General features: G+C 65.0%; 27 protein-coding genes and 1 tRNA gene. 8 read left to right on the forward strand and 20 right to left on the reverse strand.

The features are described from left to right. The first annotated feature begins 249 nt into the window (after positions 1-249). Complete coding sequence (locus J2W14_RS13415) at positions 250-1,101, forward strand: ParA family protein (protein ID WP_307463210.1); 852 nt, start codon at positions 250-252, stop codon at positions 1,099-1,101. Between the two features lie 121 nt (positions 1,102-1,222). Here the strand turns inward: J2W14_RS13415 and J2W14_RS13420 are convergent, their stop codons facing one another. From J2W14_RS13420 to gcvH, 5 genes are all read right to left on the reverse strand, one after another. After that, positions 1,223-1,819: a MerR family transcriptional regulator gene (locus J2W14_RS13420; RefSeq protein ID WP_307463212.1), complete on the reverse strand. Its 597-nt coding sequence runs from the start codon at positions 1,817-1,819 to the stop codon at positions 1,223-1,225. Positions 1,820-2,081: 262 nt separating this feature from the next. Beyond that, complete coding sequence (locus J2W14_RS13425) at positions 2,082-2,585, reverse strand: bifunctional nuclease family protein (protein WP_226762347.1); 504 nt, start codon at positions 2,583-2,585, stop codon at positions 2,082-2,084. Beyond that, on the reverse strand, positions 2,585-3,301 hold the full coding sequence (ftsR, locus tag J2W14_RS13430) for a transcriptional regulator FtsR (RefSeq protein ID WP_307463216.1): 717 nt from the start codon (positions 3,299-3,301) through the stop codon (positions 2,585-2,587). The genes J2W14_RS13425 and ftsR overlap by 1 nt, the downstream gene beginning before the upstream one ends. A gap of 23 nt (positions 3,302-3,324) precedes the next feature. Further along, the gene (locus tag J2W14_RS13435; protein ID WP_307463219.1) at positions 3,325-3,801 is read right to left on the reverse strand and encodes an FHA domain-containing protein; all 477 of its coding nucleotides are present in this window, start codon (positions 3,799-3,801) and stop codon (positions 3,325-3,327) included. 166 nt (positions 3,802-3,967) lie between these two features. Further along, positions 3,968-4,354 carry a glycine cleavage system protein GcvH gene (gene gcvH, locus J2W14_RS13440; protein WP_307463222.1) on the reverse strand — a complete coding sequence of 129 codons (387 nt, stop codon included), beginning with the start codon at positions 4,352-4,354 and terminating at the stop codon, positions 3,968-3,970. A 146-nt stretch (positions 4,355-4,500) separates the two neighbouring features. On the opposite strand from gcvH, the gene J2W14_RS13445 reads away from it, so the two are divergent. Beyond that, on the forward strand, positions 4,501-5,370 hold the full coding sequence (locus tag J2W14_RS13445; RefSeq protein ID WP_307463224.1) for an Fpg/Nei family DNA glycosylase: 870 nt from the start codon (positions 4,501-4,503) through the stop codon (positions 5,368-5,370). Positions 5,371-5,393: 23 nt separating this feature from the next. Here the strand turns inward: J2W14_RS13445 and J2W14_RS13450 are convergent, their stop codons facing one another. From J2W14_RS13450 to J2W14_RS13500, 11 genes are all read right to left on the reverse strand, one after another. Beyond that, positions 5,394-6,344: a carbon-nitrogen hydrolase family protein gene (locus J2W14_RS13450; RefSeq protein WP_307463227.1), complete on the reverse strand. Its 951-nt coding sequence runs from the start codon at positions 6,342-6,344 to the stop codon at positions 5,394-5,396. 190 nt (positions 6,345-6,534) lie between these two features. Next, a tRNA-Pro gene (locus J2W14_RS13455) sits at positions 6,535-6,611 on the reverse strand. Positions 6,612-6,777: 166 nt separating this feature from the next. Next, positions 6,778-8,328 (reverse strand): ribosome biogenesis GTPase Der, encoded by a 1,551-nt coding sequence (gene der / locus J2W14_RS13460; protein ID WP_307463228.1) that lies wholly within the window; start codon positions 8,326-8,328, stop codon positions 6,778-6,780. Further along, entirely contained in the window at positions 8,325-9,005 is a 681-nt protein-coding gene (locus tag J2W14_RS13465; protein WP_307463425.1) for a lysophospholipid acyltransferase family protein, read from the reverse strand. Before J2W14_RS13465 ends, der begins: the two co-directional genes overlap by 4 nt. A gap of 79 nt (positions 9,006-9,084) precedes the next feature. Further along, positions 9,085-9,813 carry a (d)CMP kinase gene (gene cmk, locus J2W14_RS13470; RefSeq protein ID WP_307463232.1) on the reverse strand — a complete coding sequence of 243 codons (729 nt, stop codon included), beginning with the start codon at positions 9,811-9,813 and terminating at the stop codon, positions 9,085-9,087. Beyond that, a complete protein-coding gene (locus tag J2W14_RS13475; protein WP_307463235.1) occupies positions 9,813-10,922 on the reverse strand; it encodes a prephenate dehydrogenase in 1,110 nt (369 codons plus the stop codon). Before J2W14_RS13475 ends, cmk begins: the two co-directional genes overlap by 1 nt. A gap of 2 nt (positions 10,923-10,924) precedes the next feature. Further along, positions 10,925-12,199: a pseudouridine synthase gene (locus J2W14_RS13480; protein ID WP_307463238.1), complete on the reverse strand. Its 1,275-nt coding sequence runs from the start codon at positions 12,197-12,199 to the stop codon at positions 10,925-10,927. Positions 12,200-12,310: 111 nt separating this feature from the next. After that, positions 12,311-12,937, reverse strand: coding sequence for an SMC-Scp complex subunit ScpB (scpB, locus tag J2W14_RS13485; RefSeq protein ID WP_307463428.1), 627 nt, complete (start codon positions 12,935-12,937; stop codon positions 12,311-12,313). 95 nt (positions 12,938-13,032) lie between these two features. Continuing rightward, complete coding sequence (locus J2W14_RS13490; protein ID WP_307463241.1) at positions 13,033-13,881, reverse strand: segregation and condensation protein A; 849 nt, start codon at positions 13,879-13,881, stop codon at positions 13,033-13,035. Positions 13,882-13,889: 8 nt separating this feature from the next. Next, positions 13,890-14,789 carry a ParA family protein gene (locus J2W14_RS13495; protein WP_307463244.1) on the reverse strand — a complete coding sequence of 300 codons (900 nt, stop codon included), beginning with the start codon at positions 14,787-14,789 and terminating at the stop codon, positions 13,890-13,892. Positions 14,790-15,108: 319 nt separating this feature from the next. Then, a complete protein-coding gene (locus J2W14_RS13500; RefSeq protein ID WP_307463246.1) occupies positions 15,109-16,455 on the reverse strand; it encodes a cation:dicarboxylate symporter family transporter in 1,347 nt (448 codons plus the stop codon). Between the two features lie 138 nt (positions 16,456-16,593). Between J2W14_RS13500 and J2W14_RS13505 the strand changes: the two genes are divergently transcribed. Then, positions 16,594-18,318, forward strand: a complete 1,725-nt coding sequence (locus J2W14_RS13505; RefSeq protein WP_307463248.1) for a sensor histidine kinase — start codon at positions 16,594-16,596, stop codon at positions 18,316-18,318. Continuing rightward, positions 18,315-19,028, forward strand: coding sequence for a response regulator (locus J2W14_RS13510; RefSeq protein ID WP_307463251.1), 714 nt, complete (start codon positions 18,315-18,317; stop codon positions 19,026-19,028). Before J2W14_RS13505 ends, J2W14_RS13510 begins: the two co-directional genes overlap by 4 nt. A 114-nt stretch (positions 19,029-19,142) precedes the next feature. Here the strand turns inward: J2W14_RS13510 and J2W14_RS13515 are convergent, their stop codons facing one another. Together J2W14_RS13515 and J2W14_RS13520 are read right to left on the reverse strand one after the other, a co-directional pair. Further along, positions 19,143-19,742, reverse strand: a complete 600-nt coding sequence (locus J2W14_RS13515) for a recombinase family protein (RefSeq protein ID WP_307463253.1) — start codon at positions 19,740-19,742, stop codon at positions 19,143-19,145. Between the two features lie 363 nt (positions 19,743-20,105). Continuing rightward, positions 20,106-20,444: a hypothetical protein gene (locus tag J2W14_RS13520; RefSeq protein ID WP_307463256.1), complete on the reverse strand. Its 339-nt coding sequence runs from the start codon at positions 20,442-20,444 to the stop codon at positions 20,106-20,108. Positions 20,445-20,698: 254 nt separating this feature from the next. On the opposite strand from J2W14_RS13520, the gene J2W14_RS13525 reads away from it, so the two are divergent. The 4 genes from J2W14_RS13525 (at position 20,699) to J2W14_RS13540 (ending at position 23,396) form a co-directional block, all read left to right on the forward strand. Further along, complete coding sequence (locus J2W14_RS13525; protein WP_307463258.1) at positions 20,699-21,316, forward strand: RNA polymerase sigma factor; 618 nt, start codon at positions 20,699-20,701, stop codon at positions 21,314-21,316. Beyond that, a complete protein-coding gene (locus J2W14_RS13530) occupies positions 21,316-22,143 on the forward strand; it encodes a peptidase M56 family protein (RefSeq protein ID WP_307463261.1) in 828 nt (275 codons plus the stop codon). The genes J2W14_RS13525 and J2W14_RS13530 overlap by 1 nt, the downstream gene beginning before the upstream one ends. A gap of 122 nt (positions 22,144-22,265) precedes the next feature. Beyond that, positions 22,266-22,805, forward strand: a complete 540-nt coding sequence (locus J2W14_RS13535) for an NUDIX domain-containing protein (protein ID WP_307463264.1) — start codon at positions 22,266-22,268, stop codon at positions 22,803-22,805. Between the two features lie 93 nt (positions 22,806-22,898). Next, a complete protein-coding gene (locus J2W14_RS13540; protein WP_307463266.1) occupies positions 22,899-23,396 on the forward strand; it encodes a hypothetical protein in 498 nt (165 codons plus the stop codon). A 347-nt stretch (positions 23,397-23,743) separates the two neighbouring features. On the opposite strand, the gene J2W14_RS13545 is transcribed toward J2W14_RS13540, so the two are convergent. Together J2W14_RS13545 and J2W14_RS13550 are read right to left on the reverse strand one after the other, a co-directional pair. Next, positions 23,744-24,358 carry a hypothetical protein gene (locus J2W14_RS13545; RefSeq protein ID WP_307463268.1) on the reverse strand — a complete coding sequence of 205 codons (615 nt, stop codon included), beginning with the start codon at positions 24,356-24,358 and terminating at the stop codon, positions 23,744-23,746. Between the two features lie 683 nt (positions 24,359-25,041). Beyond that, a complete protein-coding gene (locus J2W14_RS13550; RefSeq protein WP_307463271.1) occupies positions 25,042-25,401 on the reverse strand; it encodes a hypothetical protein in 360 nt (119 codons plus the stop codon). Positions 25,402-25,724: the final 323 nt, after the last annotated feature.

Here is a 25,724-nt window from a genome sequence, read left to right on the forward strand (position 1 = left end):
CCGGATTGGGCAAGTACCAAGCACCTGCATGGGTCAAGTGCATCAGCCGGGTAGTTCAGGCGGGGCCGGATCCCGGCCCCGGGTGAAGCATATCCATGATCTGCCGCCCCGGCACCAGATAAGGCAGGTTTAGGCGGGGCGGCAACATATGATGAGGAGGTGGGTGGCGCATGCTCGCCACGGCTCCGGAGAACGCAGGAGCCGGCAGGACCCCGTCCCGGCAACCGGCGTTAGGTATTGGTTTTTCAAGTGCAAGTAGTCAGCATCAGCAGCCTCAAAGGCGGTGTCGGCAAGACATCGGTGACCACCGGATTGGCGTCCGCGGCACTGGCCGCCGGTATCCCCACCCTCGTCGTCGACCTTGATCCGCACGCGGATGCGAGTACGGCCCTCGGAGTCCGGCCGGGAGACCAGCAGGACATCGGGCGGATGCTCAAGTCCCCCCGGCGGGCCCGCCTGTCCGAAAACGTGGTCCCCAGCGGCTGGGTGGAGCGCGCTGCCGCCAACGGCGCGGCACCCGCCGGCGGGTCGCCGGCCATCCTGGACGTGGCCGTCGGCTCCGCCTACACCGGCATCTATGACCGCCCCGACCTCGGACGCCGCGACCTGCGCAGGCTCTCCGCAGTACTGGCCGGCGCGGCCAAGTACGAGCTGGTCCTGGTGGACTGCCCGCCCTCCCTGAACGGGCTCACCCGGATGGCCTGGGCTGCCAGCGACAAGGTCACCCTTGTGGCCGAACCCGGGCTTTTCTCGGTGGCGGGCACGGAACGCACCATGCGGGCCATCCAGCTGTTCCGGCGGGAATTTGCCCCGAACCTCTCCCCTGCCGGCATCGTCGCGAACCGGGTGCGCAGCGGATCCGCCGAGCACACCTTCCGGCTCTCCGAGATGGAGTCCATGTTCGGAGGGCTGCTGCTGTCACCGCACATCCCGGAGCAGGCCAACTGGCAGCAAATCCAGGGCGCCGCCCACTCCATCCACCACTGGCCCGGGGAGTCGGCCAAAAACGCTGCCGCCCTGTTCGACGCCCTGCTGGCCAACCTGCTGGCCGCGGACAGCCAGCCGGCAGCTGCACGGGTCCGGGATCGCGTTAACCGCTAGCCACGCCCCGGTCCCCGTCAAAAAATAAAGCAACGCGGGGTCACTTTCCGCCCATCCGTCACGCGGTGATGGGCGCCAAGTGACCCCGCGTTGCTTTTTGGGGCGTTGGTGGGGGCCGGTGCTAGCCGATCTTGCGGGTGGCCCGGCGCTTGCTGAGTTCGTCGTCCGGGAAGGACTGCACGCTGGCGTGTTCGCTGGGAAGCGCCGCGAGGCTGCCTTCCACTTCCCGCCAGACACGGCCGACGGCGATGCCGAAGACGCCCTGTCCGCCCTGGACCAGGTCGATGACCTCGTCGGCCGAGGTGCACTCGTACACGCTGGCGCCGTCGCTCATCAGGGTGATCTGGGCAAGATCCTCGACGCCGCGCTCCCGGAGGTGCTCGACGGCGGTGCGGATCTGCTGCAGCGAAACGCCGGTGTCCAGGAGTCGCTTGACTACCTTGAGGACCAGGATGTCGCGGAAACCGTAGAGGCGCTGCGAACCGGAACCTGCGGCGCCGCGGACGGCGGGCTCGACCAGCCCGGTGCGTGCCCAGTAGTCCAGCTGGCGGTAGGTGATGCCCGCGGCCTTGCAGGCCGTCGGGCCGCGGTAGCCCGCGTCCTCGTCCAGAACAGGGAGATCCTCGGTGAACAGCAGACCCTGGGCACCGCTGGCCGGCACGGCTACACCGGCCGTCGAGGGCTGGTTAAGCTCGCCTGCTTCGCCTTTCGGACTCACGTGGATCCTCCTTGTCATGGCTCCCCTGCGGACATTTGCAGTAACAACCGGTTATCCCTAGCGAAAAGAAACCACGGGTGGATAAAATTCATCCGTGTAATTCCGCCGGGCTGCACCTTCCAGTGTGACCTGAGCGGCTGTTGCGTGCAATGGGAACTTGTACTTCTGACGTTAGGCCTGCCGGGGCCCAAGGTCAAAGACGTTCGGGGTATTGCCGGGGCGTGTCGAAACTTTCATCCTCGACTTTAACCTTAACGTGATGTCAGCCCGCGAAATCCTCAGGTTCGACGTCGTCGAGGAACTCGCGGAAACGGCGCAGCTCCCCTTCCTCGTCGACCGCGGGACCCGGGTGGGTGTCCTCGCCCTCGTCGTGTTCGGTAATCCGCACGCCGGCCTCTTCCATCACGGCGTCGGCGCACCAGATCCGGCACTTGGCGCGGAGGGCCAGCGCGAGGGCGTCGGAGGCCCGGGAACTGACCGTGGTCCCGTTCTCGAACTGCAGCTGCCCGTAGAAGATGTTGTCCTCCACGGCCACTATGTTGACGCTGACGATCGAGTGGCCGAGGGTTTCGACGACGTCGATCAGCAGGTCATGGGTCATGGGGCGCGGCGGCACGACCCCCTGCTGGGCCAGGGCGATGGCACTGGCCTCGGGGGTGCCGATCCAGATCGGCACATGCCGCTCCCCGTGGATCTCCTTGAGCAGGACGAGCGGCTGGTTGGACGGAAGCTCTATCCGCACGCCTACAATTTCCACCTCAATCATCAGATGTCCATCCTCGAGATGCGGTCTTGGACCAGCGCGCGGTGCAGCGTCAGGCACAGCTCGCTGATCTCCCGGGCGGCCTCGGCGGCACGGGCCTGGGACGCGGCATCCTTGCGGGAGGTCAGGGTGGCCACCGCGCGCTCCACCAGGCCGAACTCGCGTTCGGCGGCGGCCTGGAACGGCCGCAGGTGCCGTGGTTCCAGGCCGTGGCTCTCCAGCTGGACGCAGGCGCGTGCGACCTGGAGGGCGTGCTCATCGAATTTGCCGTTGACGTGGCCGATCAGGCCGTAGCTCAGGAGCGATTCGACCAGCGGCACGCTGGCGCCGGACTCGGTCCGGAGCTGTTCCTCGCTGAGCCGGCGGACCCGGTTCTGGAGCTCGGACGCCAGTTCCTCGGAGACGATCCGCGGCGAGACCGTCACGCCGGGAGGCAGGTTGTCCGGACGTTCGCCGCGGTCGATCGCGTCGAGGTAGTCCTTGATGACCTTTAGCGGCAGGTACTGATCGCGCTGGAGGGCGAGCACGAAACGCAGCCGCTCGACGTCGTTCTCGCCGTACTGCCGGTACCCGGCGGGGGTCCGCTGGGGGTTGATCAGTCCCTTTTCCTCAAGGAACCGAATTTTTGACGCGGTCATGCTGGGGAAGTCGTCGCTCAGCTGAGCCAGGACTTCCCCGATGTTCAGAACCTGGGGTCCGCGCCGTTCCGCTTGTGCCATGGCCACAGGCAGCTACCCCGGAATCAGACGTTGCCTGCTGCGCGGGCAGGGCTCAGGTAGAAGGTGAGGCGGAACTTCCCGATCTGCACTTCGTTGCCGGACTTCAGCTCGACGCTGTCGACGCGGTCGTGGTTCACGTAGGTCCCGTTCAGGCTTCCGGTGTCCACAACTTCGAAGCTGCGCGCCGTGCGGCGGAATTCGACGTGCCGGCGTGAGACCGTGACGTCGTCAAGGAAGATGTCGGCGTCCGGGTGCCGGCCCGCCGTCGTGACGTCCGAGTCCAGCAGGAAGCGCGCGCCCATGTTCGGGCCGCTGTGCGCGACGAGCAGGGCCGAGCCGTACGGCAGCGCCTCCACGGCGGTCCGCTCCTCCGCTGAGAGCTTCGGGGTGATCGTGGGTTCATCGCGGACCGGCGTGAGGTTGATCGACGTGGTCTCCGAAGACTTCACTCCACCCGTGCCAAAACCGTCACCGGTGTTGTTGCGTTCGTGCCCAAACATTGATTCCTCCATTCGCTGCAGGTGTCCCCCCTGCAAACAACGCATGCCGTCCGGAAGTGTCTGGCAAATCCGGGATTCAACCCTTCGGCGGGGCGTCGTTTTGGCTGGTTTCCCAGCTGGTTTCCCAACGAAGGGAACAACGACCCGGACCGAATGGTCTTTAGCTTTAGCCTACCTGCTGTTCGTACTCCGATGCACTGAGGAGCGACTCGATCGCGTCGGCTTCCGCCAGCTTGATTTCCATCAGCCAGCCCTCGCCGTAGGGATCCGAATTGATCAGGGCGGAATCCGTGTCCAGTGCCTCGTTGCGGGAGACCACTTCACCGGAAACCGGGGCGTAGATGTCGCTGACGCTCTTGGTGGACTCGACCTCGCCGATCACGTCGTTTGCCTTGATCGTAGTGCCGACCTCCGGCATCTGGGCATAGACGACGTCCCCAAGGGCGTCCTGGGCAAAATCAGTGATGCCCACGCGCACGACACCGTCGGCGTTCGGGGCGGAAACCCACTCGTGTTCTGCGGTGTAGGACAGCTCTTCGGGAATGATGCTCATGACGGGCCTTTCATCGGGTCAATCACCAATATCGACGGCGGGAACGTGAACGGTCCGCCGCTGAAAGTATAGGCATATCCGGTCGGGCCCGGGGAGGACTCTGGCATGATGGGGCGATGACGGAAATTCCCGGTATCGGCTAGGCAATGCCCGAGCTTCCCGAAGTAGCTGCCCTGACGGACTTCCTGGCCGTGCACCTGCTCGGCGCTGCCGTCACGAAGATCCAGATCGTCTCCTTCGCGGTGCTCAAAACGGCGGATCCCCCCATCTCCGAACTGGCAGGCCGGACCGTGACCGGGGTGCGCCGCTTCGGCAAGTTCGTCAGCCTGGAGGCCGGCGGACTGAGTTTTGTCTTCCATCTGGCCCGGGCCGGCTGGGTCCGCTTCACCGAGGCCCCCACGGGCACATCCCTGAAAATGGGAAAGGGGCACATCGCGGTGCGGCTGTCATTTTCCGGCCCCTCCGGCCCCGTGGATCTCGACCTGACCGAGGCCGGCACGAAGAAGAGCCTTGCGGTGTACGTCGTCCGGGATCCCTCCGACGTTCCCGGGATTGCCGCGCTGGGCCCGGATCCGTTCAGCGCCGGGTTCGACGTCGATGCCTTCGCGGGAATCCTGAGTTCCAGTTCGCAGCAGATCAAGGGTGTCCTGCGGAGCCAGAGCGTCATCGCCGGCATCGGAAACGCCTACAGCGACGAGATCCTGCACGCGGCACGGATTTCGCCGTTCGCCATCGCCAGGTCCCTGGACCGGGAGGCCGTCCAGCGGCTCTACGACGCGATCCACGACATTCTGGGGACCGCGCTGCGGGAAGCCAGCGGCAAACCGCCCGGCGAACTCAAGGACACCAAACGCAGCCACATGAGGGTCCACGGGCGGACCGGCGAGGCGTGCCCGGTGTGCGGGGACACCGTCCGCGAGGTGTCGTTCGCGGACACGGCCCTGCAATACTGCCCCAGCTGCCAGACGCACGGGAAGATCCTGGCCGACCGCCGGACGTCGCGTTTCCTGAAGTAGCCGCCGGCACCAGGGGAAGCGGGTCAGGGGCCAGAGGGCCGGCTTGATGCCGGGCCGTCCGAAGCGTGACTGGTTGGGGCCGGCGGGTGGAGGACGTCCTCACGACTGTAGTGCCCCACGACGTCGAACCATCGCTTCGCGGTCATGCAGCGACCTAGGTCCACGTCCGCGACAACAATCCCTTCCTGATCATAGAGAGGACCTGCTAAGGCACGGCCCTGAAGTGGCTCGAAGATCGCCGCTCCGCCACGTCCGAGCGCCTTCCCATCGTCTGGCAACTGAACCGGGAAGTCTTCGGGAAACGCAGAGCGGGGGATGTACTGAGGGGCCGAAACCACGAACGCGCCGGATTCGATCGCAATGTGACTCATCGTGGAGATCCAGCCGTCAGCGTCATCAGCCGTCGGGGCCGTCCAGATCTGAACTCCCTGACGATAGAGCTCATATCGAGCGAGCGGCATGCGGTTCTCCCAGCAGATGAGGCCGCCAACCCTCCCGACTGGAGTCTCGATGACATGCAGATCCTGTCCGTAACCGACGCCGTAAAAGAGGCGTTCGTGCATCGTGGGCATCAACTTGCGATGTTTCCAGAGCAACCCTTCAGGACCAATCAAGACCATGGTGTTGTAGAGAGTTCCGGGCCTATCGGATTCCCGTTCGTTCACTCCAAGCACGCAGTAGATACCGTGCTCGGCACATGCCTTGATCAAACGGTCGACGTGGGGACCGGGGACGTCGACAGAGTTGGCCCAGAGACGGGTCCACATCTCATCAAATCCGTCGAACCGGGCAGCCTCGCGCCCCCATACCCCTGACGGGTACAGGGGGATGAACGTTTCAGGGAAGACCGCGAGTTTCACGCCCTGGCCCGATGCCTCGCCCAGAAGATGGAGCGCCTTTGACACCGATGCCTCCGCATCGAGGATCACCGGGGTGGCCTGAATCGCAGCGACGCGCACAGTTCCTGTGAACATAAACGGAACGTTGGCATGCAATCCCGCGCCTCGTCAACACCGCAGCGGTCCATGGGTCAGCAGATCGGGCAGGGACCCGCGAATACGCCGTCATCGCGCTCGGGCTTGACGAGGGCTCGCGGCGCCCTTGTTGAACAGCAAAGGCCGCTTCCGGATTTCTCCGGAAACGGCCTCTGACCTGCTGTTTCTATGGTCGGGCTGACAGGATTTGAACCTGCGACCCCTTGACCCCCAGTCAAGTGCGCTACCAAGCTGCGCTACAGCCCGCTGGTTCCGCCGTTCTCCGCTCCCGATGTCATTCTCTTGTGTTTCCAAAAGAATTTCATCTGAGCAGTCCGGCCGAACCACCTCCAAAAGCTTACACGATTCCGGAGGGTGCCCGTGACACTTTCAGCATGCCACGGAACTTTTTCCCTCGGCGGGCGGTCCGGAATTAACGCTTCTTGCCGCGCTTTTCCCGCACACGCATGTTGACCTCGATCGGCGTGCCCTCGAAACCGAAGGTTTCCCGGAGCCGGCGGGTGATGAAGCGGCGGTAGCCCGGGTCCAGGAAGCCCGTGGTGAAGAGCACAAACTTCGGCGGACGGCTCGAGGCCTGCGTGCCGAAGAGGATGCGGGGCTGCTTGCCGCCGCGGACCGGGTGCGGGTGTGCCGCGACGAGCTCGCCGAGGAAGGCGTTGAGCCGCCCGGTGGGAATGCGCTTGTCCCAGCTTTCCAGGGCCGTGTCCAGGGCCGGGACCAGCCTGTCCTTGTGCCACCCGGTCAGCGCCGAGATGTTGACGCGCGGCGCCCAGGCCACGTGGGCCAGGTCCTGCTCGATTTCACGCTCCAGGTAGATGCGGCGCTCGTCGTCCAGCAGGTCCCACTTGTTGAACGCGAGAACGAGGGCACGGCCGGATTCGATGGCCAGCTGCAGGATGCGGACATCCTGCTCGCTGAGCACCTCGTCCACCGCGAGGAGCACGACGGCGACCTCCGCCTTTTCGAGCGCGCTCTGCGTGCGCAGTGAGGCGTAGAAATCGGCGCCCTGCGCCATGTGCTGGCGGCGGCGGATACCGGCGGTGTCCACGAAGCGCCAGGTGCGGCCGCCGAGTTCGATGAACTCATCGACCGGGTCACGCGTGGTGCCGGCGGTGTTGTCCACGACAACGCGCTCGGAACCGGCCAGCTTGTTCAGCAGCGAGGACTTGCCCACGTTCGGACGCCCGATGAGGGCGATGCGGCGCGGACCGCCGGAGCGCTCCAGGCCTTCGATCGTGGAGAACTCGGGAAGAGTGTCCATGACATGGTCCAGCAGGTCGGCGACGCCGCGGCCGTGCAGTGCCGAGACCGGGTACGGTTCGCCGAAGCCGAGGCCCCAGAGCGTGGCCGAGTCGGCTTCCTGCGCGAAGTCGTCCACCTTGTTGGCCACCATGATGACCGGCTTCTTGGACTTGCGGAGCATCTTCACGACGGCTTCGTCGGTGGCGGTCGCGCCCACGGCGGAGTCGACGACGAACAGCACGGCGTCGGCGAGTTCCACGGCCATCTCGGCCTGTTCGGCGACGCGGGCGTGGATGCCGCGGGCATCGTGCTCCCAGCCGCCGGTGTCGACGACCGTGAAGTTCCGGCCGTTCCAGGTGGCCGAGTACATCACCCGGTCGCGCGTGACGCCGGGGGTGTCTTCCACCACGGCTTCGCGGCGGCCCAGGATGCGGTTCACCAGGGTGGACTTGCCCACGTTGGGCCGGCCAATGATGGCCAGGACCGGGTCAAGCTTGACCGGGCCGTCGAAATCCTCATCGTCGAACTCGCCGCTCAGGAGGGCGGCGTCGTCTTCGTCCAGCTCGTAGTCGTCCAGGCCGGCCCGGAGGGAGGCCGCGCGGACCTCGGCTTCCTCATCGTCCAGGGCGGCGAGGTGCTCGGCCACCTGGTCCGTGCCGGTGGGCGTGTATTCGTCTTCGCCGGCGCCAAATGGGCCGGAGGTTTGAGTCGTATCGCTCATTGCACTTTCCTTATGGGGTGATCTGCCGGCGTCCCGGCTACTGCTTCATGACGTTCTTGCGGGGAATCCGCGTCGGGCAAGGGCTGCCCGGTTCTTAGGATCGAGTCCTGGACGTGGCGGGCCAGCGCGGCGCGGATCTCGGTTCCGGCCCTGTCCATTGAAACACGCCCGGTCTCGCCGGGCCTGCGGCTGACATTGAGGGCTCCGCCGAAGCTGACGTGCAGCCTGCGGCGCAGCCGGGGCACGGCGTCGAGGTGTTCGCCGCCCATCCGGGTCCCGAGGATGGCCACGGGCACCACGGTCGCGCCGGAGTTCAGCGCGAGCCAGGCCACCCCCTTGTTGATGGCGGAGGCCTCACCGCTCCCCCGCGTGCCTTCGGGAAGGATGCCGACGCACCGTCCGGCGTCGAGCACACCCTTGGCCGCGAGGAGTGCCGCCCGGTCGCCCGAGCGGTCCACCGCCAGCTGCCCGGAGGCCCGCAGCACGCGGCCGAGGAAGCCGGTGAACATTTCCTGCTTGACCAGGATGTGCATGGCGCGCGGTGACGCCCCGAACATCACCGGTCCGTCCAGGAAACTGATGTGGTTCCCGGCGAAGATCACCGGACCGGTCGCCGGCACGTTGGACCGCCCGGTGACCGACGTCCGGTAGAGGACGTGGTTCAGGGTCCAGCCCACGGGCCGGCTCCAGATGGTGGTCCAGCGGGCCGGCAGCGCGGCCCGGGCCGTGGACGGAACAGCCGGCTGCTGCCCGGCGTCAGTCACGGTGGAGGGCCTGATGGTTGACGACGCTGTTCACGATGCTGAGTGCGGCGTCGACGGTCTCGGCGAAGTCGAGCTCCGAGGAGTCCAGCGTCACCACACCGTCGGCGGCCCGGGTGAAGTTCACCACGGTCGAATCCTTCGCGTCGCGCTGGGTGACCTGCGCTGCGAGCTGTTCGGCGTTCTGGCTTCCGCCGAGCTGGATGCCCCGGCGGCGCAGGCGCGCCTCTTCGCTCGCGGTGAGGAGCATCCGCACCTCGGCGTGGGGCGCGACGACGGTGGTGATGTCCCGGCCCTCGACCACCATGCGGCGGTGGTGCTTTTCGATCAGCTCGCGCTGCCGGCGGATCAGTTCGGTGCGGGCGCCGAGGGTGGTGGCGACGGCGCTGACGGCGGCGGAAATCGACGGCTCGCGGATCGCGAGGGTGACGTCGGTGCCGCCCACCAGCACGTATTCCTCCAGCGGGCTGGTGCTGATTTCCAGCGGGAAGCTCTTGGAGGCGGCCTCGACGGCGGCGCCGTCGTCCAGGTCCGTGCCGCTGTCCAGGCAGAACCAGGTCAGGGCACGGTACATGGCGCCGGTGTCGAGGTAGGCCAGTTTGAGCCGGCGTGCCACCTCTTTGCTGACGCTGGACTTGCCCGATCCGGACGGCCCGTCGATGGCGACGACAAGGCTCTTTCCGGGGCGGAGGACGTCCACGGTTTCGATTAGTTCCTGGGTCATTACTGGAGTACCCGCCATCCACGGTCATTGAGGGCTTCGATTAACAGTTCGTGCTTGTTCGGCAGCACGGAGATTTCCACCATGCCCACGTTCTGGCCCGAGGAGTGGTCCAGCCGGAGGTCCTCGAGGTTGACGCCGATTTCGCCGATCTCGGTCAGCAGCCTGGCGATCTGTCCGGGTGTGTCATCCACCAGGACGGTCAGCCAGGAGTAGGCCTGCGGGGGTCCGCCGTGCTTGCCCGGGATGCGGGCCTGGCCGGCGTTGCCTTCGCTGATCAGCTGGGCCAGGTCGAGCCGGGCACCGGGCGCGGTCGGGTTCTCAAGCGTCCCGATGAGGCGGTTGAGGTCCTCGCGGAGGCCGTGCAGGATCTCCACGACCTTGTCCGCGTTCGCGCCGAGGATCTGCACCCACAGGGTCGGATCACTGGCCGCGATCCGGGTGACGTCCCGCAGGCCGTTTCCGGCGAGGGACAGCGCGTGCAGGGGGGTGCCCTGCAGCCGGCTGGCCACGAGCGAGGACACGACCTGCGGCACGTGCGACACGAGCGCCACGGCCTCGTCGTGTTCCTCGGCGCCGAATTCGGACACCACGGCGCCCAGGTCCACGGCCAGCGCACGGGCTGCCTGCAGGGCCCGGGGCTGGGTCTCGTCCGCGGGGCACAGGACCCACGGCATCGAGGTGAAGAGTTCGCCGCGGGCTGCTACGGGGCCCGACTTTTCACGGCCGGCCATCGGGTGGGTGCCCACGTAGCGACTGAGGTCGGCGCCGCGGGCACGGAGTTCGGCCTGGATGCCGGCCTTGACGCTGGCGATGTCGACGACCGTGGCCGCCGGGTAGTCCGTGAGGGCGCGTTCCACGACATCGGCCGTGACGTCGGGCGGTGCGGCGACCACGACGAGTTCCGGCTGCTCGCCGTCAAGGCGCGCCAAAGGCAGGCCCGCGCCGATGTCGACGGCGACGGCCTGGTTGGTGGGCGAAGGGTCGGAGAGGAAGACTGCCACTCCGCGGCCCCGCAGGCCCAGCCCGATGCTGGTGCCCAGGAGCCCGGTCCCCACGACCACCACCGGACCGTTGAGGTGGCCGCGGCCGTGGGTGCGAAAGGCGGACATGCCTACAGCCCTACGGATGCCAGCAGGTGGCCGACTTCCTGCTTGCCGAGGTTGCGGATGCTGCCCTGGCGCTGGTCGCCCAGGCCGATGGGGCCGACCTTCACGCGGACCAGGCGCAGCACCGGGAAGCCGACGGCGTCGAAGAGACGACGGACGATCCGGTTCTTGCCCGAGTGCAGCACGACCTCGATCAGCACGTGGCCCGGGGTGGAGTCCACCAGCTTGAAGGAGTCAACCGATGCGATGCCGTCCTCGAGTTCCACGCCGGCCTTGAGCTCGGCGCCGATGCCCTGCGGGAACGGCCCGCGGACCTGCACGAGGTAGGTCTTGGGGACTTCGTAGGACGGGTGCGTGAGGCGGTTGGCGAGTTCGCCGTCGTTCGTCAGCAGCAGCAGCCCCTCGGTGGACACGTCGAGGCGTCCGACGTGGAACAGGCGTTCGCCGTGGCTGTTGCGGACGAAGTCGCTGATGCAGGGGCGGCCGTCCGGGTCTTCCATGGTGGAGACAACGCCCTTGGGCTTGTTGAACACCATGTAGACCATGTTCTCGTCGAGCTGGATGCGCAGACCGTCCACGTGGATCACGGCGTTCTTCGGGTCGACGCGGACGCCGAGCTCGGTGACGACCTGGCCGTCGACCTCAACCCGGCCCTCGGCGATCATTTCCTCGCAGACACGCCGTGAGGCGACGCCGGCCGAGGCCATGACCTTCTGGAGGCGGATGCCGTCCTGGTCGTGCGCGTCGGACTGGGGCACCTCGGCGCGGGGGCCGCGCTTGCGGGCCGGCTTGCGCACGGGCCCGAGGTTCTGGCCGAAGCGTTCGCTGCCGAAGGCGCGGGGGCCCGCGGCCTTGGGGGCGCCGGTGCGCGGCTTGGGCTTGAGGGCACCGGGCGTGCCGGGGGCCTTGCCGAAGCCGGGCTTGCGGGCGGCGGCCTTGCGGGCTGCCTCCTTGCCGGAGGGCGCCTTGGACTTCCAGTCGCCGGAAGCCGGCCGGGCTGCCGGCGGCGTGCCGTCGGGACCCTGCAGGTCCGGATCGATGAAGGCCTCTTCGCGGGGCTTGGGGTGCTTGAAGGGGCGGTCTCCGCCCTTGAAGCCTGCTCCCCCGGTGCGGCTTCCGCCGCCCTGCGGGCCGCGGCCTGAGCCGCCCTTGTAGTCGGCTCCGCCGCTGCGGCCTGAGCCGCCCTGTGCGCCTCGGCCTGAGCCCTGCGCTGAGTTTTGTCCGGCACTGTTGCGTCCCGAACCGTTACGTGGTGAACCCTGGCGTCCCGCCTGTGTCATGACCCGTCCTTCGTTTGTTGGCCGACGGCCGCTGTCTCCCGACAACACCCGCCTGCTGGGGCAAAAAGCTTCTGCCCCGGTGGATTCTCGTGCGCAGGCAGTTTTTCCTGCCTACATTCTTGCTGCGTCGTAGAACTCTTCGATGCCTTCCAGCCCCGGAAGATGGGGTGAAAGTTGCGGCAATTCCGCCACCGAGCCGATTCCCATCCGCTCCAGGAAATACGACGTCGTGCGGTAGAGGATGGCCCCGGACTCAGGATCTGTTCCCGAGTCCTCGATCAGCCCCCGCTGCGTCAGCGTCCGCACGACAGAGTCAACATTAACTCCTCGAATTGCAGACACCCGCGCCCTTGATACGGGCTGGCGGTAAGCGATGACGGCGAGAGTTTCGAGCGCCGCCTGCGTCAGCCTGGCTGTCTGTCCCTCCAGCACGAATCCACCGACAATGTCGGCAAACTCAGCGCGGGAATAGATCCGCCAGCCTCCGGCGATATTCCGCAATTCAAAGCCCCGGGGGGTGGCGCCGAAGCCGTTGAAACTGGCGTCGTGCACATCCGGGGCATTAACAGTATAGCCGTTATACTCCCGCTGCAGTTCCGCGAGCAGTTCCTCGACGACGTCGACGGTCAGGTTAAGCCCGGCGGCGAGCCCGGCCGCCGTCGCCGGCTCGTCGATCACCATCAGGACTGCTTCAAGGGCGGCGCGGGCGCCGCCGGGCAGGCTGCCGACGTCGGGCAGGCCGTCAAAGCCGGAACCGGCGTCGCCTCGACTGGCGTCGTGTGCTGCCGGGTCGGCGGCTGCCTCTCCGGCTGCCTGTCCGGTTCGAAGATCGTTCACGGCTGTTCCTCATATTCTTCGCTCAGTGTGTCGCTGCTCCAGGGCCCGCCGTCGGCGGTCCAGCGGACCGTCAGGTCCCCCAGCGGCTGCAGCTGCTCGAAGGCCACCGCCTTGTCCCGGAACAGCTCCAGCAGCGCCAGGAAGCGTGCCACCACCACGAGGGTGGATTCGGCGTCGGCGATCAGCGCCCGGAAGGTGAGCGGGGCGCCGCGCTGCAGCCGGAGGCCGATCAGTTCGGCCTGCTCCTTGACGCTGACCGGGGTGCCGTGGAGGTGGGCGAGGCCGATCTCTGTGGGCGGGGCGTCCCTGGCCGCGAGGGCCTTCCCGGCCAGGGCGGCGAACTGCTGCGGGGTGTGCTTCCAGAGCAGCTCCGGAAGCAGGGCCGCGAAGTGCCCTTCGAGCGCGACCTGGCGCGGGTAGCGGCGGCCCTCGAGCTCGAGGGTAGAACCCATCATGCCCGCGACCTGCTTGAACGCCTTGTACTGCAGGAGCCGCGCGAATAACAGGTCGCGGGCTTCCAGCAGGGCAATGTCGTCCTCGTCCTCGACTTCGCCGGCAGGCAGCAGCCGGGCCGCCTTGAGGTCGAGCAGGGTGGCGGCAATGACGAGGAATTCGCTGGCCTCATCAAGGGCCCATTCCTCGCCCAGGTTCTGCAAACGCTTGATGTACTTGATGAACTCATCGGTGACGGTGGACAGCGCCACCTCCGTGATGTCCAGCTGGTGCTTGGAGATCAGGCCCAGGAGGAGATCGAAGGGGCCGGTGAAGTTGGCCAGCCGGACCTCGAAGCCGGGCTTCTTCCCGGCCGGCGAAAGCTCCGCGGTCGGGGTGCCTGTCGCTGCCACGGCCCTGACTAGGGCGCGCCGCCGCGCGAGATCAGTTCTTTGGCCAGGTTGCGGTAGGCGTCGGCGCCGATGTGGTTGCCGGCGTAGCTGGTGATCGGCTCGGCCGCGACGGTGGCGTCCGCGAACTTAATGGACCGCTTGATGACGGTTTCGAAGACCTTGTCGCCGAAGGCCTCCACCAGGCGGGAGATCACCTCGCGGCTGTGCAGGGTTCGGGCGTCGTACATGGTGGCGAGGACGCCGTCGACCTGGAGCCGCGGATTCAGCCGGTCCTGGACCTTGTCGATGGTTTCCACCAGCAGCGCGACGGCGCGCAGCGCGAAGAACTCGCAGATCAGCGGGATGATGACACCGTGGGAGGCCGTCAGGGCGTTGACCGTGAGCAGGCCCAAGGAGGGCTGGCAGTCGATCAGGACGACGTCGTAGTCATCCTCGACCTTCTTCAGGGCCCGGTCCAGCACCTGTTCGCGGGCGACCTCGTTGACGAGCTGGACCTCCGCGGCGGAGAGGTCGATGTTGGCCGGGAGCAGGTCCAGGTTTTCCACGCCGGTCTTGTGGATGGCGTCGCGGATGTCGACCTTGCGGTCCATCAGGACGTTGTAAACCGTGAGGTCCAGTTCGTGCGGGTTGATGCCCAGGCCCGCGGAGAGGGCACCCTGCGGGTCGAAGTCCACCACCAGCACCCGGCGGCCGAATTCCGCCAGCGCTGCCGCAAGGTTGATGGTGGAAGTGGTTTTCCCCACTCCGCCCTTCTGGTTGACCATGGCGATGACCCGGGCGGGACCGTGGGAGGACAGCCGTGCCGGCTCCGGAAAGTCGCGCTGAGGGCGCCCGGTGGGGCCCATGACGGCGTCTTCCAGATCGAGTTCGGTGCCTTCCAGAGTTGCTGAACCCTGTTCGCTGCTCACGTATCTATCCACACTTTCGATGACGGTGATGGTCGTGCCTGGTGATTGTCGTGCTTAGCACTGCTGCCTACTTGATACTTCCGCAGGTTTGATAGTGCTGCAGGCTTGATTTTTCTGTGCTGGACTTCCAGCGCGGATCTTATTTCCTCCCAAGGTTACAGCGCCCGACACGGTATTCCGCGGACCTTGACAGCGGCCAATTTTTGAGCCTCAACCTTCTGGTAGAAGTAGAAGGTTCCTGCCGGGGCGCGAAAAACCGCCCGGACGCTGGCGGGCGTCCGGGCGGTCATTGGTGGTTCGTGAGGGGTGCTGGAACAGCTCAGGCGTTGGCCAGCACGGGCTGTGCCGGTGCGGGTGCTTCCTCGGGTGCGCCGTGTCCGGCGATCATGGTCTGCTCGTCGAAAGGTTCGCTTCCGGAGAGGACACGCTCGACCTGGGCGCCGTCGATCTCCTTGACCCAGGTGCCGATCAGGACGGTGGCAACGGCGTTGCCGGTGAAGTTGGTCAGGGCGCGGGCCTCGGACATGAACCGGTCGATGCCGACGATCATGCCGACGCCGCCGAGCAGTTCCGGCTTGTGGGCCTGGAGCCCGGCAGCCAGGGTGGCCAGGCCGGCGCCGGTGACACCGGCAGCGCCCTTGGAGGCGATGATCATGAAGATCAGCAGCGACACCTGAGCGCCGAGGTCCAGCGGGGTGCCCATGGCGTTGGCGACGAACAGCGAAGCCATGGTCAGGTAGATGGCGGTGCCGTCGAGGTTGAAGGAGTAGCCGGTGGGGACCGTGACGCCGACGACGGGCTTGGACACGCCGAGGTGTTCCATCTTCGCGATCAGGCGGGGCAGGGCGGCTTCGGAGGACGAGGTGGAGAAGATGAGCAGGTATTCGCGGCCGAGGTACTTCATCAGCCGGAAGATGTTGAGGCCGGCGACGACCTTGAGCAGGCCGCCGAGGATCACGACGATGAACAGTGCGCAGGTGATGTAGAAGGCGCCCATCAGGGTGGCCATGCTGAGGATGGCCTGCATGCCGGTGGCGCCGACGACGGCGGCGATCGCACCGAAGGCTCCGACCGGGGCCAGCCACATGATCATGACCAGGATGCGGAACACGAGGGCCTGGCCGTAGCCGACGGCTTTGAGGATCGGAGCGCCCTGGGTGCCCATCTGCTGGAGGGCGAAGCCGACCAGCAGGGCGGCGAGCAGGGTCGGCAGGACCGGGATGTCACCCGGGATGATGCCCAGCAGGAACTCGACCGTGCTGTCCGTGGCGGCCTTCTTGCTCGGGTCGTAGGGGGCGAGCTTGAGGCCCTCGCCCGGGTGGATCAGGTTGCCGACGACGAGGCCGATGGCCAGTGCGAAGGTGGACATCACCATGAAGTAGCCCAGGGCCAGGCCGCCGACCTTGCCGACCGTGGCCGCCTTGGCGATCGAACCGATGCCCAGCACGATGGTGCAGAAGATGACCGGGCCGATCATCATCTTGATGAGCTTGATGAACCCGTCGCCCAGCGGCTTCAGGGACTTGGCGAACTCGGGGAACAGCAGCCCGACGAGGGCGCCTAGGATGACGGCCGCGATGACCGCAATGTAGAGATAATGGGACTTGTCGAGACCCTTGCGCTTCTTGACCGGCGTCACGGCCGACTCTCCTCGTTGAGAGGTCATGGTGTTCTCCTTGGATAGGCTGGACGTCGGTGCGGCACAGGCTGTGGGCCCATCGCGTCCGTTCTGCGTGTTCCACCATCATTGGGGATGGAGTGACGCGCATCACCGTTGCGTTCATATTGGTCATGGAAGGTGTGGATGATCCACCGCTGGAGCATCGCCAGACGGCTGTTTGTGGCCCATCTGCTGTTTATGCTGACGCTCACCGCAATCGTCGGGACCGCGACGTTCGTTGATGCGCGCGACCACGCCTACGACGAGGCCGGCCGGCGGATGGCCGCCGTCGCGACCGCGGTGGCGGACAGCCCGTTCGTGCTGGAGGCGGCGGAAGCCGCGGATCCCACCGCCCTGCTGCAGCCGTATGCCCTGAAGGTGACCGAGGACGCGGACGCGGATTTCATCACGATCATGGCGCCGGACCGCACCCGGTGGACCCACCCCCGGGAGGAGGAACTCGGGAAGCCCTATATCGGCTCGGTCGACGCCGCCCTGGACGGGCAGGTGTTCACCGAGATTACGGCCGGCACGCTCGGCCCGTCGGTGCGCACCATCGCCCCTGTCAAGGACGCGGACGGCACGGTGCGGGCGCTGGTTGCGGCCGGCGTGACCGTGAATACGGTGGACGTCGCCGTCTCCGGCAGGCTGCCGGCGCTGCTGGCCATCGGGCTGGCCCTCCTGGCCGGCGGAGCGGTGGCGTCCTGGCTGCTGGGGCGGTACCTGCGCCAGGTCACCCGCGGCTGGGGACCGGAGCAGCTTGCCCAGCTTTTCGCCTACTACGAGTCGGTCCTGCACTCGGTCCGCGAAGGTGTCATCCTGATCGACCCCAGGGGCAAGGTGGTGATGTACAACGACCAGGCCGCCGAACTGCTGGGTCTCACTCCCCGCGCCTCCGACGACGCCGGCACCCCGGCCGGCGGCGGGCGGCAGGACGCGCCGTCGCTCGCGGAGCTCCCGCTGGCCCCCAGCCTCAGGGAGCTGTTCGAATCGGGCCGGACCGCCCTGGACGAGATCCACCTGACCGGCTCGCGGATCCTCGTGGTGAACCAAGGACCGGCCGTCGGGCCCGGTTCTGCCGGCGGGCGCGGCAGCGCGGCCGTGTACGGGACCGTGGCCACGATCCGCGACCGCACCGAAATCGAGTCGCTGGGCAGCGAGCTGGAAACCATGCGCACCCTCTCTGATGCACTGCGCGCCCAGACCCACGAGCACGCCAACCGGCTCCACACGATCGTCTCGCTGATGGAACTGGGGCGCGGCGCGGAGGCCCTGGACTTCGCCACCCAGGACCTCGAGCTGAGCCAGCGGCTGACCGATGACGTGGTGGGCTCCCTGGAGGAACCCGTGCTCGGCGCGCTCATTATGGGCAAGGCCGCGGAAGCCCACGAACGCGGCGTCGAGCTGACCCTGAACACCGCGGGCACCGGGAGCGGCCCTGCCGGCGTGTCCGGGCTGGCCGTGCAGGACCTCGTGGCGATCCTGGGCAATCTGCTGGACAACGCCATCGACGCCGCGGCCGAGGCTCCGGCCCCGAAGCTCGTCGAGCTCACGGTGGAAAATTCCGCCGAGGCCCTGGAGATCACGGTGGAGGACAGCGGTCCGGGGATCGACCCGCAGGCCGTCGAGGACATCTTCCGGCACGGCTTCAGCACCAAGGCCCCGGGACCGTTCGGGCGGGGCCTCGGCCTGGCCCTGGTCCGCCAGGCGGTGCAGCGGCTCGGCGGCACCATGACCATCACCAGCCCTGCCGGGGCGCTGTTCCGTGTCACGCTGCCAACGTCGCCGGCGGCATTAACGCCGCCGTCGCCGGCTGCCTCACCACCGGCCACAACGCCGGCACCACTGACCAGCAAGGGACAGCAATGAGCGACATCCGAGTACTCGTCGTCGAAGACGAGCCCATCGCGTCGGCCGCCCATGCCGCTTATATCGGCCGGCTGGAGGGCTTCACGCTGGCGGGCACGGCCCCGGACGGGCAGTCGGCGCTCCGGCTGATGACGGATTTCGCGGCGGCGGGGACTCCGGTGGACCTGGTCCTGCTGGATATGAACCTGCCGGACCTGCATGGCCTCGACATCGCCCGGCGGATGCGTGCCGCCGGGCTGTTCGCGGACATCATCGCCATCACCGCCGTCCGGGAACTGAACATCGTCCGCAGCGCGGTGGCCACCGGCGTGGTGCAGTACCTGATCAAGCCCTTCACCTTCGCCACGTTCGCGGACAAGCTCACCAGCTACCGGCTCTTCCGGGAGCAGCTGGCCTCCCCCGCCGCCGGGCAGGCCGGCCCCGGTGCGTCGCAGAGCGACGTGGACCAGGCCTTCGCGAGCCTACGGGCGCCCTCGGAGCTGCCGCTGCCCAAGGGGCTGTCCGCGTCCACACTGGAATCGGTGCAGGACTTCGTGAAGCTGCAGTCCGGGGCCGTGTCGGCCAGCGAGGTGATGGAAGCCCTGGGGATGTCCAGGGTGACCGCCCGGCGCTACCTGGAATACCTTGCCGACGCCGGCACGGTCACCCGGGCCGCGCGCTATGGCGCGCCCGGCCGGCCGGAGAACGAGTACCGCTGGAGGCAAAACTAAGCGGACGCACTTGCCTCAGTGTCGACGGATACCGCCACATTAACTGCCTGTCATTTCAGTAATCCCCTGCGCGCTTCGCACCCCTCGCTCAGTACTCCTACGCACAAATGATTCTCAGGGGCGCAATGGTTCGGCCGTCCTGCGTTGCCCGCGTTCAATTGCCCGGTAGACCGTGGAGCGACCGACGCCAAACAGCTCGGCCAACTCTGCCTTGCTGTATCCCCCCGCGGCGTGTAGTTCGAGGAGGTGGTTTTCCTGTTTGACGGTGAGTTTCGGTTGTTTCCCTCGTAGCCGGCCCTTGGCCTTGGCAACCTTCATTCCTTCACGGGTGCGCATGCGGATGAGGTCGGCTTCGAACTCGGAGATCATCGCCAACACGTTGAACAGCAGTTTGCCCATCGGGTCAACGGGGTCATGGACGGATCCACCAATGCTGAGTTTGATTTCGCGCTTAGCGAGGTCATCTGCAATTTCGTGGGCATCCCGGACGGAACGGGCCAGGCGGTCAAGTTTCGTGACGACGAAGGTATCCCCCGCCCGGCACGCGGCCAGGGCTTCGCGAAGTCCGACACGGTTCTTGTTTGTGCCAGTAAAGCCATGGTCAACATAAATTCGTTCAGACTCAACGCCAAGGGCAGCCAGGGCATCACGCTGCGCTGTGAGGTCTTGCGCCTCGGTGGACACGCGCGCGTAGCCGACCAGTATTTGAGACATAAAAAATAGTGTGTCATATAAGACTCCCTTGCCGGTCAATTCATCGGACGGGTCTTACGGGACGGTGATGGAACCTAGCTCGCAATGATGCAGTTCAGCGGTGTGTGCGACCGGTGGAGGACCGGCTTACGGGACGGCTTGAATGTCAATCCGGACAGACCCCTAACGGGACGACGCCACTAATTCGGTGGCCAAAAGGAGTGCTCTACCTGATTCCCCTTGTGGGCGCGGTACCGGCCAATTTGAGCGAGGTGGTGCAGCGTGAGTTACGAGATGCCTTCCAGGAAAGCAAGCGGCGGGGACACGTTCTCATTCGTCAATAGCCAAACAGGAACGACCCCTCAAGATCAGACCGGACGAGGTCTACTTATCCTCGGGCGAATAGGTGGGGTAGTAGCGTCGAATTTCCTCCACGGTCTTGCCGGCCTGGACCATTCGCTCTACCGGCATCAGCGCCCGGACTTCATCGTCACTTGAGCGGACGCTGTTCCATGGGCCGATGGTCTTGAAGCAGAAGTCGTTCGGGTCGTTCAACTTGGCCGGGTCGTAGCATTCAGGGTGATCTGACGCCACCTCCGAAGTCACCACAGGTGAATCGTCCTTCGAAGGTCGCTCCGCCGAAGCGTATGCAGCGGCTGCACCGAGGCTCAGCGTCGCCGCGAGCCCGATAGCCAGACCGAGGAGCTTAGTATTCCTAGCCATGATTCCCCCAATAAATCGATAACTACCTCGAAATAGTGAACCTATCATCCAGGAGTATGTGGGTCCATTGCCGCAATTCAGCAGCTACTCACGGTCTTACGTGACGCCGGGCATGCCTCGAGCGTCGCCCTCAGGTGGGAACCGTTCGGGCCGCCTGTTTGGTTCTATTCAATTGACACTGTCAGGGCCCAAAGATTTTCCAGGAGATTTTTAGGTTTGTGTAACCTTTTCAGTTGTCCCGGACAATACAGTGCATGGGGAACCTGGAGATTGACGAGGACCGCCTTTGGTCCCGCAGCCTAAGTGGTGACGGCGATGCGTTTGGGGTGCTGTACGACCGGCATCGTGACCGGGTCTTCCGCCACGCGTACAGGCTCGCGGGAAGCCATCACGACGCCGAAGACGTCATGGCTGCTGCCTTCCTGGAGCTCTGGCGGCGGCGCGGCAAGGTGCGTCTAGTAGCAGGGTCGATCCTTCCCTGGCTGCTCGTCACGACAACCAACATGGCCCGCAATAACGGGCGGGCAGCCCTCCGCTACCGGAAGCTGCTGAATGCACTGCCGCGTACCGAAGGGACGCCAGAGGCCATGGAGAATGAGCTTTTCGCGAGCACCCAAGGGACGCTGGACAAGGACTTCGCCAAAGCTCTCGGAACGCTAAGCGCTGTGGACCTGCACCTGGTGAGTCTGGTCGTGTTCGAGGACTATCCTCTGGCCGCAGCAGCGGTGGTCCTGAATCTGACTCCCGGCGCGGCGAAGACCCGGATGCACCGGGCAAAGCAACGGATGAAAGCCGCCCTTACTGGCACAACCAGCACGGGCGCTCCTGCTGCCCGCAGCCACGCAACCTCGGTTTTGGAAGGAGAACGCTAATGAAACAGTTCGATGTCGATGACCGGTTCAGCAACGCACTTCGAGCAGAACTCGTCGCCCAGGTCCACCCGCCGGCGCCGGTGCGGGCTCGCCGACACACCCGCGTCTGGCTCGGTGGCGGAGCACTGGCCGGCGCATTCCTGTTCGGCGGTATCGGGGCAACCGCCGCCGGTTTGTTTCAGATCCCCGGGACGGAGCAAGTGACACCGCTGGCGTCGCCCGTGATGGAGATCCACACGGGAACAGCAACCGTGGGGCTCGGTGAACCTCCCGCTGGTGCCACCGGGATTGAAATGACGTTGACCGCACTTTCTCCTGGGTGGTTCCAGTTCCCAGACGGCGCAAGTGCCAGTTTCACCGAAATAAGTACTGACTCACGCTTCAATTCTTCGGGCTACACCATTCCTCTGGCCCCAGGGCAGGACAGCATAACGATTAGGACGGATCCGGGTAACCGCTGGCAGCTTTCCGCAAAGTACGTGGAGCAGGAACGGACCCAACTGGGCGTCAATGCCAAAGGTGAAACCTACGGCGTTGAAAGCCCGGAAAACGGGGCCCCCGATCTGATCGCCGTGATGGCAACCAACGGATCATCCGGCTACGCGTACGCAAAAGACCTCTACGGCGGGCCAATGCCGACTAGCCCCGATGACGCGGCGAAAAACTTCAACACTCCACGCCCACCCCGCGAGATCCCGGTATTCCTCAGCGACGGGGAAACCCAAGTTGGGGTCTTCTTGGCAGCGGGTTCGGGAGGGGGAATACCTGCATATCCATCCAGATCGCCAATCTCGTCACCGGACTCCACGGCAGACCCTGCGGGCTAGGGCTTGTTCTCTGCCCTGGCTGCTCGCACAGGGTTCGTCTTACGGGCGCGACTCGACAACCGACACTGGTCCCTTGGTCGTGGCATTGAGTTGTTCGTTGTCTTATGCGCCAAGATGTCAGCATGCCTCTTCAAGATCTGCTCGCCCGCCTCAAGGAAGTTCCTCAGTCAGGTTCGCGAGACGACTATCTTCGGTTCGTGACCTTTGCCGGGGACGCGGCGTTGCGTCGCGATGGCGGCCCGGAGCATGTCACAGGGTCCTGCTTCGTCTTTTCGCCTGCATTCGATCGTGTTCTTCTGTGTTTCCACCGCAAGGGGCAGTTCTGGGTGCAGTTCGGCGGTCACATCGAGTCGAACGACGCATCGGTGGCGGAAGCCGCAGAGAGGGAGGCCCGGGAGGAGTCCGGAGTTGGCGACCTTGTCCTACTATCTAGCGCGATCGTTGATCTTGACCGCCACGATCTGCACGCAGGGTTCTCATGCACCGCCCACTGGGATATTGGATTCGCTGCAACCATCGACCCTAAAGTCGACATCGCCGTGAGTGACGAAAGCGAGGACGTCCGATGGTTCCCAATCGACGAATTGCCCGATCAGGTGCCAACAGGCTTCGGCGCGCGCCTGAAATACGTCCGGCGCAGGGCAATCACACTGATTCACTGATTGGTTGACGCGATCGGCTGCGAACAGCCGCCGTCCACTGTTGCCAGTGCAGGTGGCGCTACTGCTCCTATGCCGTCCGCTAGGGTGTCGAATATGGGTCAGGCAGCCGTGCGAAATGTAAAGACAGTAGCGTTGCCTCTCCTGGTCCGGGCTGTTTCCACCGGTGCGTTGCTGGGTACGTTTATCGGCGCGGGCACCTCAGTGTTTTCGACCATTCAGGCAGCTCTGTATCCGGAGCAGTTTGGGCCCTGGGGCATGAATGGCGGCCAGATATTCTTCATCGCCATACTTGGGCTCGTTATCGGAGCCGTTGCCGGGCTGGCAACGGGTGCCGGTTCGGTAGCGGCGCTTTGGATTGACGCCAGTACCTCCTTATCAGTTGTGCTGCCACGCGCGCTCACCGCTGGATTGGGAGCAGCCGCGGTGACGGCCGTTTACACCGTCATCGCCTTCCATACACTGGGAGCAACCGGGTTGGCGCTGGCAGGATTTGGAGCCGGCTTCGCCGCAGTCTCCGGGTTGCTGGCAGCCTTTCATACTCGACGGCTTATCCGCCGATACCATTCCACCGGCCAAAAGCAGGCCCACTGAACGTTTGGCTTGCGGGCGCGCGGTGTGTAGCTGACGAGCCCGTTGGGAGCCCGAATCAGACTGAGAGGTACGTCGCCTCTGGAACGCGAGAGGGGCTGCCGGTCAACGACGGGCAGCCCCTCTCAAATACTCCTACTAAGCCCGAGTGGTCCCAATCGCAGTCGCCTTTCGCATTCTGCGACCGACGCGCTTGCAGATCATCACAGCTGCGATAACGGCAACGATGAAGATAACACCTACATGCCAGGTCTCGAGCCTCCCCAGGCGGGAGACACCCCAACATAGCCCGTACCAGATGGCAACGGTCAGGGCGACTCCGAGAAGGGCGAGTAAGAGTTTGCGCATGCTTAGCCTCCGTATTGGAACGACATGGCGCCGTTTGCGTAGATCGTCGTCTTACCCCAAGGATAGAACGACTGGAAGCAGCCATAGTAGAGGATGCACTCGTTGATCTTGCCTTGGGTGTGCAGAATGGTCGCACTGCCAGAGGCGATTCTATTGTTGACTTCGTTGGAATTCTGAACCACGTAGATACCGTCTACGCGATCGAAATAACCGTAGTTGCTGTTTACTGACGAGGAATACCCGGTGTAACAAAAATTTCCCGCGGTGTGGTACTGATAGACGATTCCGCCCGTGATCGAGCGCCAGATTGAGTAGCGGTCGGAGTAGTAGCACGAGGCCATTGTCTGGACCTGGTCCTTCGACACCTTCACGGAATGCGTTGTTTTTGACGGGTCAACAATTTTGTCAGCGATCTCCGGATGCTGTGCCAGAAACGCCTTGTCGGCGCCAGTCAGTCCGGCACCTTCGATGTTGGCAACGACGGTTTTGATCTTTGCGATGATCTCCTGGTCAGTCTCACTGACGGCCGCCGTTGCGCCCTGCATTCCGGTAAATATCAAGACCAGTCCCAGCAACGCAGCCATCATCGTTTTCTTGCGTAGGAAATTCAAACTCATCTTGCGCTCCCCCAAGCTGCATTCCGTGAGTATTGGTCCGCGTTCCCCGGAATGCGGTTCTGGGATGCGCTGAACGATCCTCGGGTCTTGTAGAAATGGCTACTGCAAGACGCTTTCCGAAGATTTCCAAAGCGTAACGCTGCGATCCAAAGATCTGGATCCATAGTGGCGAAGGATTTGCGCAGGATATTCCTGGACTTCCGATATCGGCCAGCGACACGGCGCTGCCGGCGTCCTGCGCCACCGGGCTGGTCCGCCCAAGTAATCATGGTGCTTCTGCTGCATCGGGCAAGTAGGAACAGCAGAAGGACCGCGTGCTCCAGCGGCCGGATTGCCGGATCTTGCGAAGTATTTGCATGAGCCGAGCCTTGAGCGCGTAGACCTAGCATGTGCTGCTACGTCCTCGTGACCGCGGATGCGATTTCTGGGCCCTGATACTGATTGTGGGTAAGCCAGTCGTAAGCAGTCGAAACCTAAAGCGTCCGTTCAAGGATCCCCTATAGGACAGATCCGTCACCAGGGCGCGCCCCGAAGGTCGATGTCACCTTTCGGCCACCTGCTTGCGTCGCGTTTGGTCGGCCACTTTGTCAGGGCTATCGCGCCTTCCAAGGTAGTGGCGCCCAACCCACGGTAGGGGGCCACTCTGCCGGCGGATGGCCGTGAGTCGCCTGCTGCCTTGATTGTCAGGAGCTGGCTTCGAAAGGTGCCTCGTCCACAACTTCCACTCGCACCACTAGCTTCTTGAAATCTGGGTTGAAGCCGATGTCATTGCAGCGGTAGCGCCAGCCGTGAGGTTCAAGACGTTCGACAAGCATTCCGGATGTGGCCATCTGCGACTCAAACCGGCCAAGGTTCCTCCCGGAGTCCCAGACGTTGTGAATCGTGATTGTGCCGTTGCTTTCAACAACATCAATGTCGACTTCCGGAGGAGCGCTGTCCTGCCACAGGACCAGCGCTCGGGACGTCACATCAGCGAGGGTCAAACTGCCTTCGGTCGCGATAAACATTCCCTGCTGCCACGGAGCATTGACTTCCTCGAACACAACCCGAAGCCGCTGACCCGGGCGCACAGGGAAGGTGTGTATGTAATAAGCCGGTTCCCCATTCGGACCATGAATGCTGTCGTTGATAGTCGTGCCAGGAAGTGCCCTGCTCTGCCCCATCAAGACCCCGGCCCCGTGGAGGAGGCATGCGTATGCCCGAAACAGCCTCCACCGTGGATGACCAGCCGGGCACATCCTCTCATCACGCCAGGCTGACGGGTTGTCGCGGCGGCAGCAGCAAAGCAAGGGGCGACGATCTCAGTCATGGCGGTCACTCTAATAGACCCCGAGACGGATCGCGACGGCATCCGTTACGTTCGGCG

It is taken from the genome of Pseudarthrobacter oxydans (assembly GCF_030812335.1).
Taxonomy (GTDB): domain Bacteria; phylum Actinomycetota; class Actinomycetes; order Actinomycetales; family Micrococcaceae; genus Arthrobacter; species Arthrobacter oxydans_B.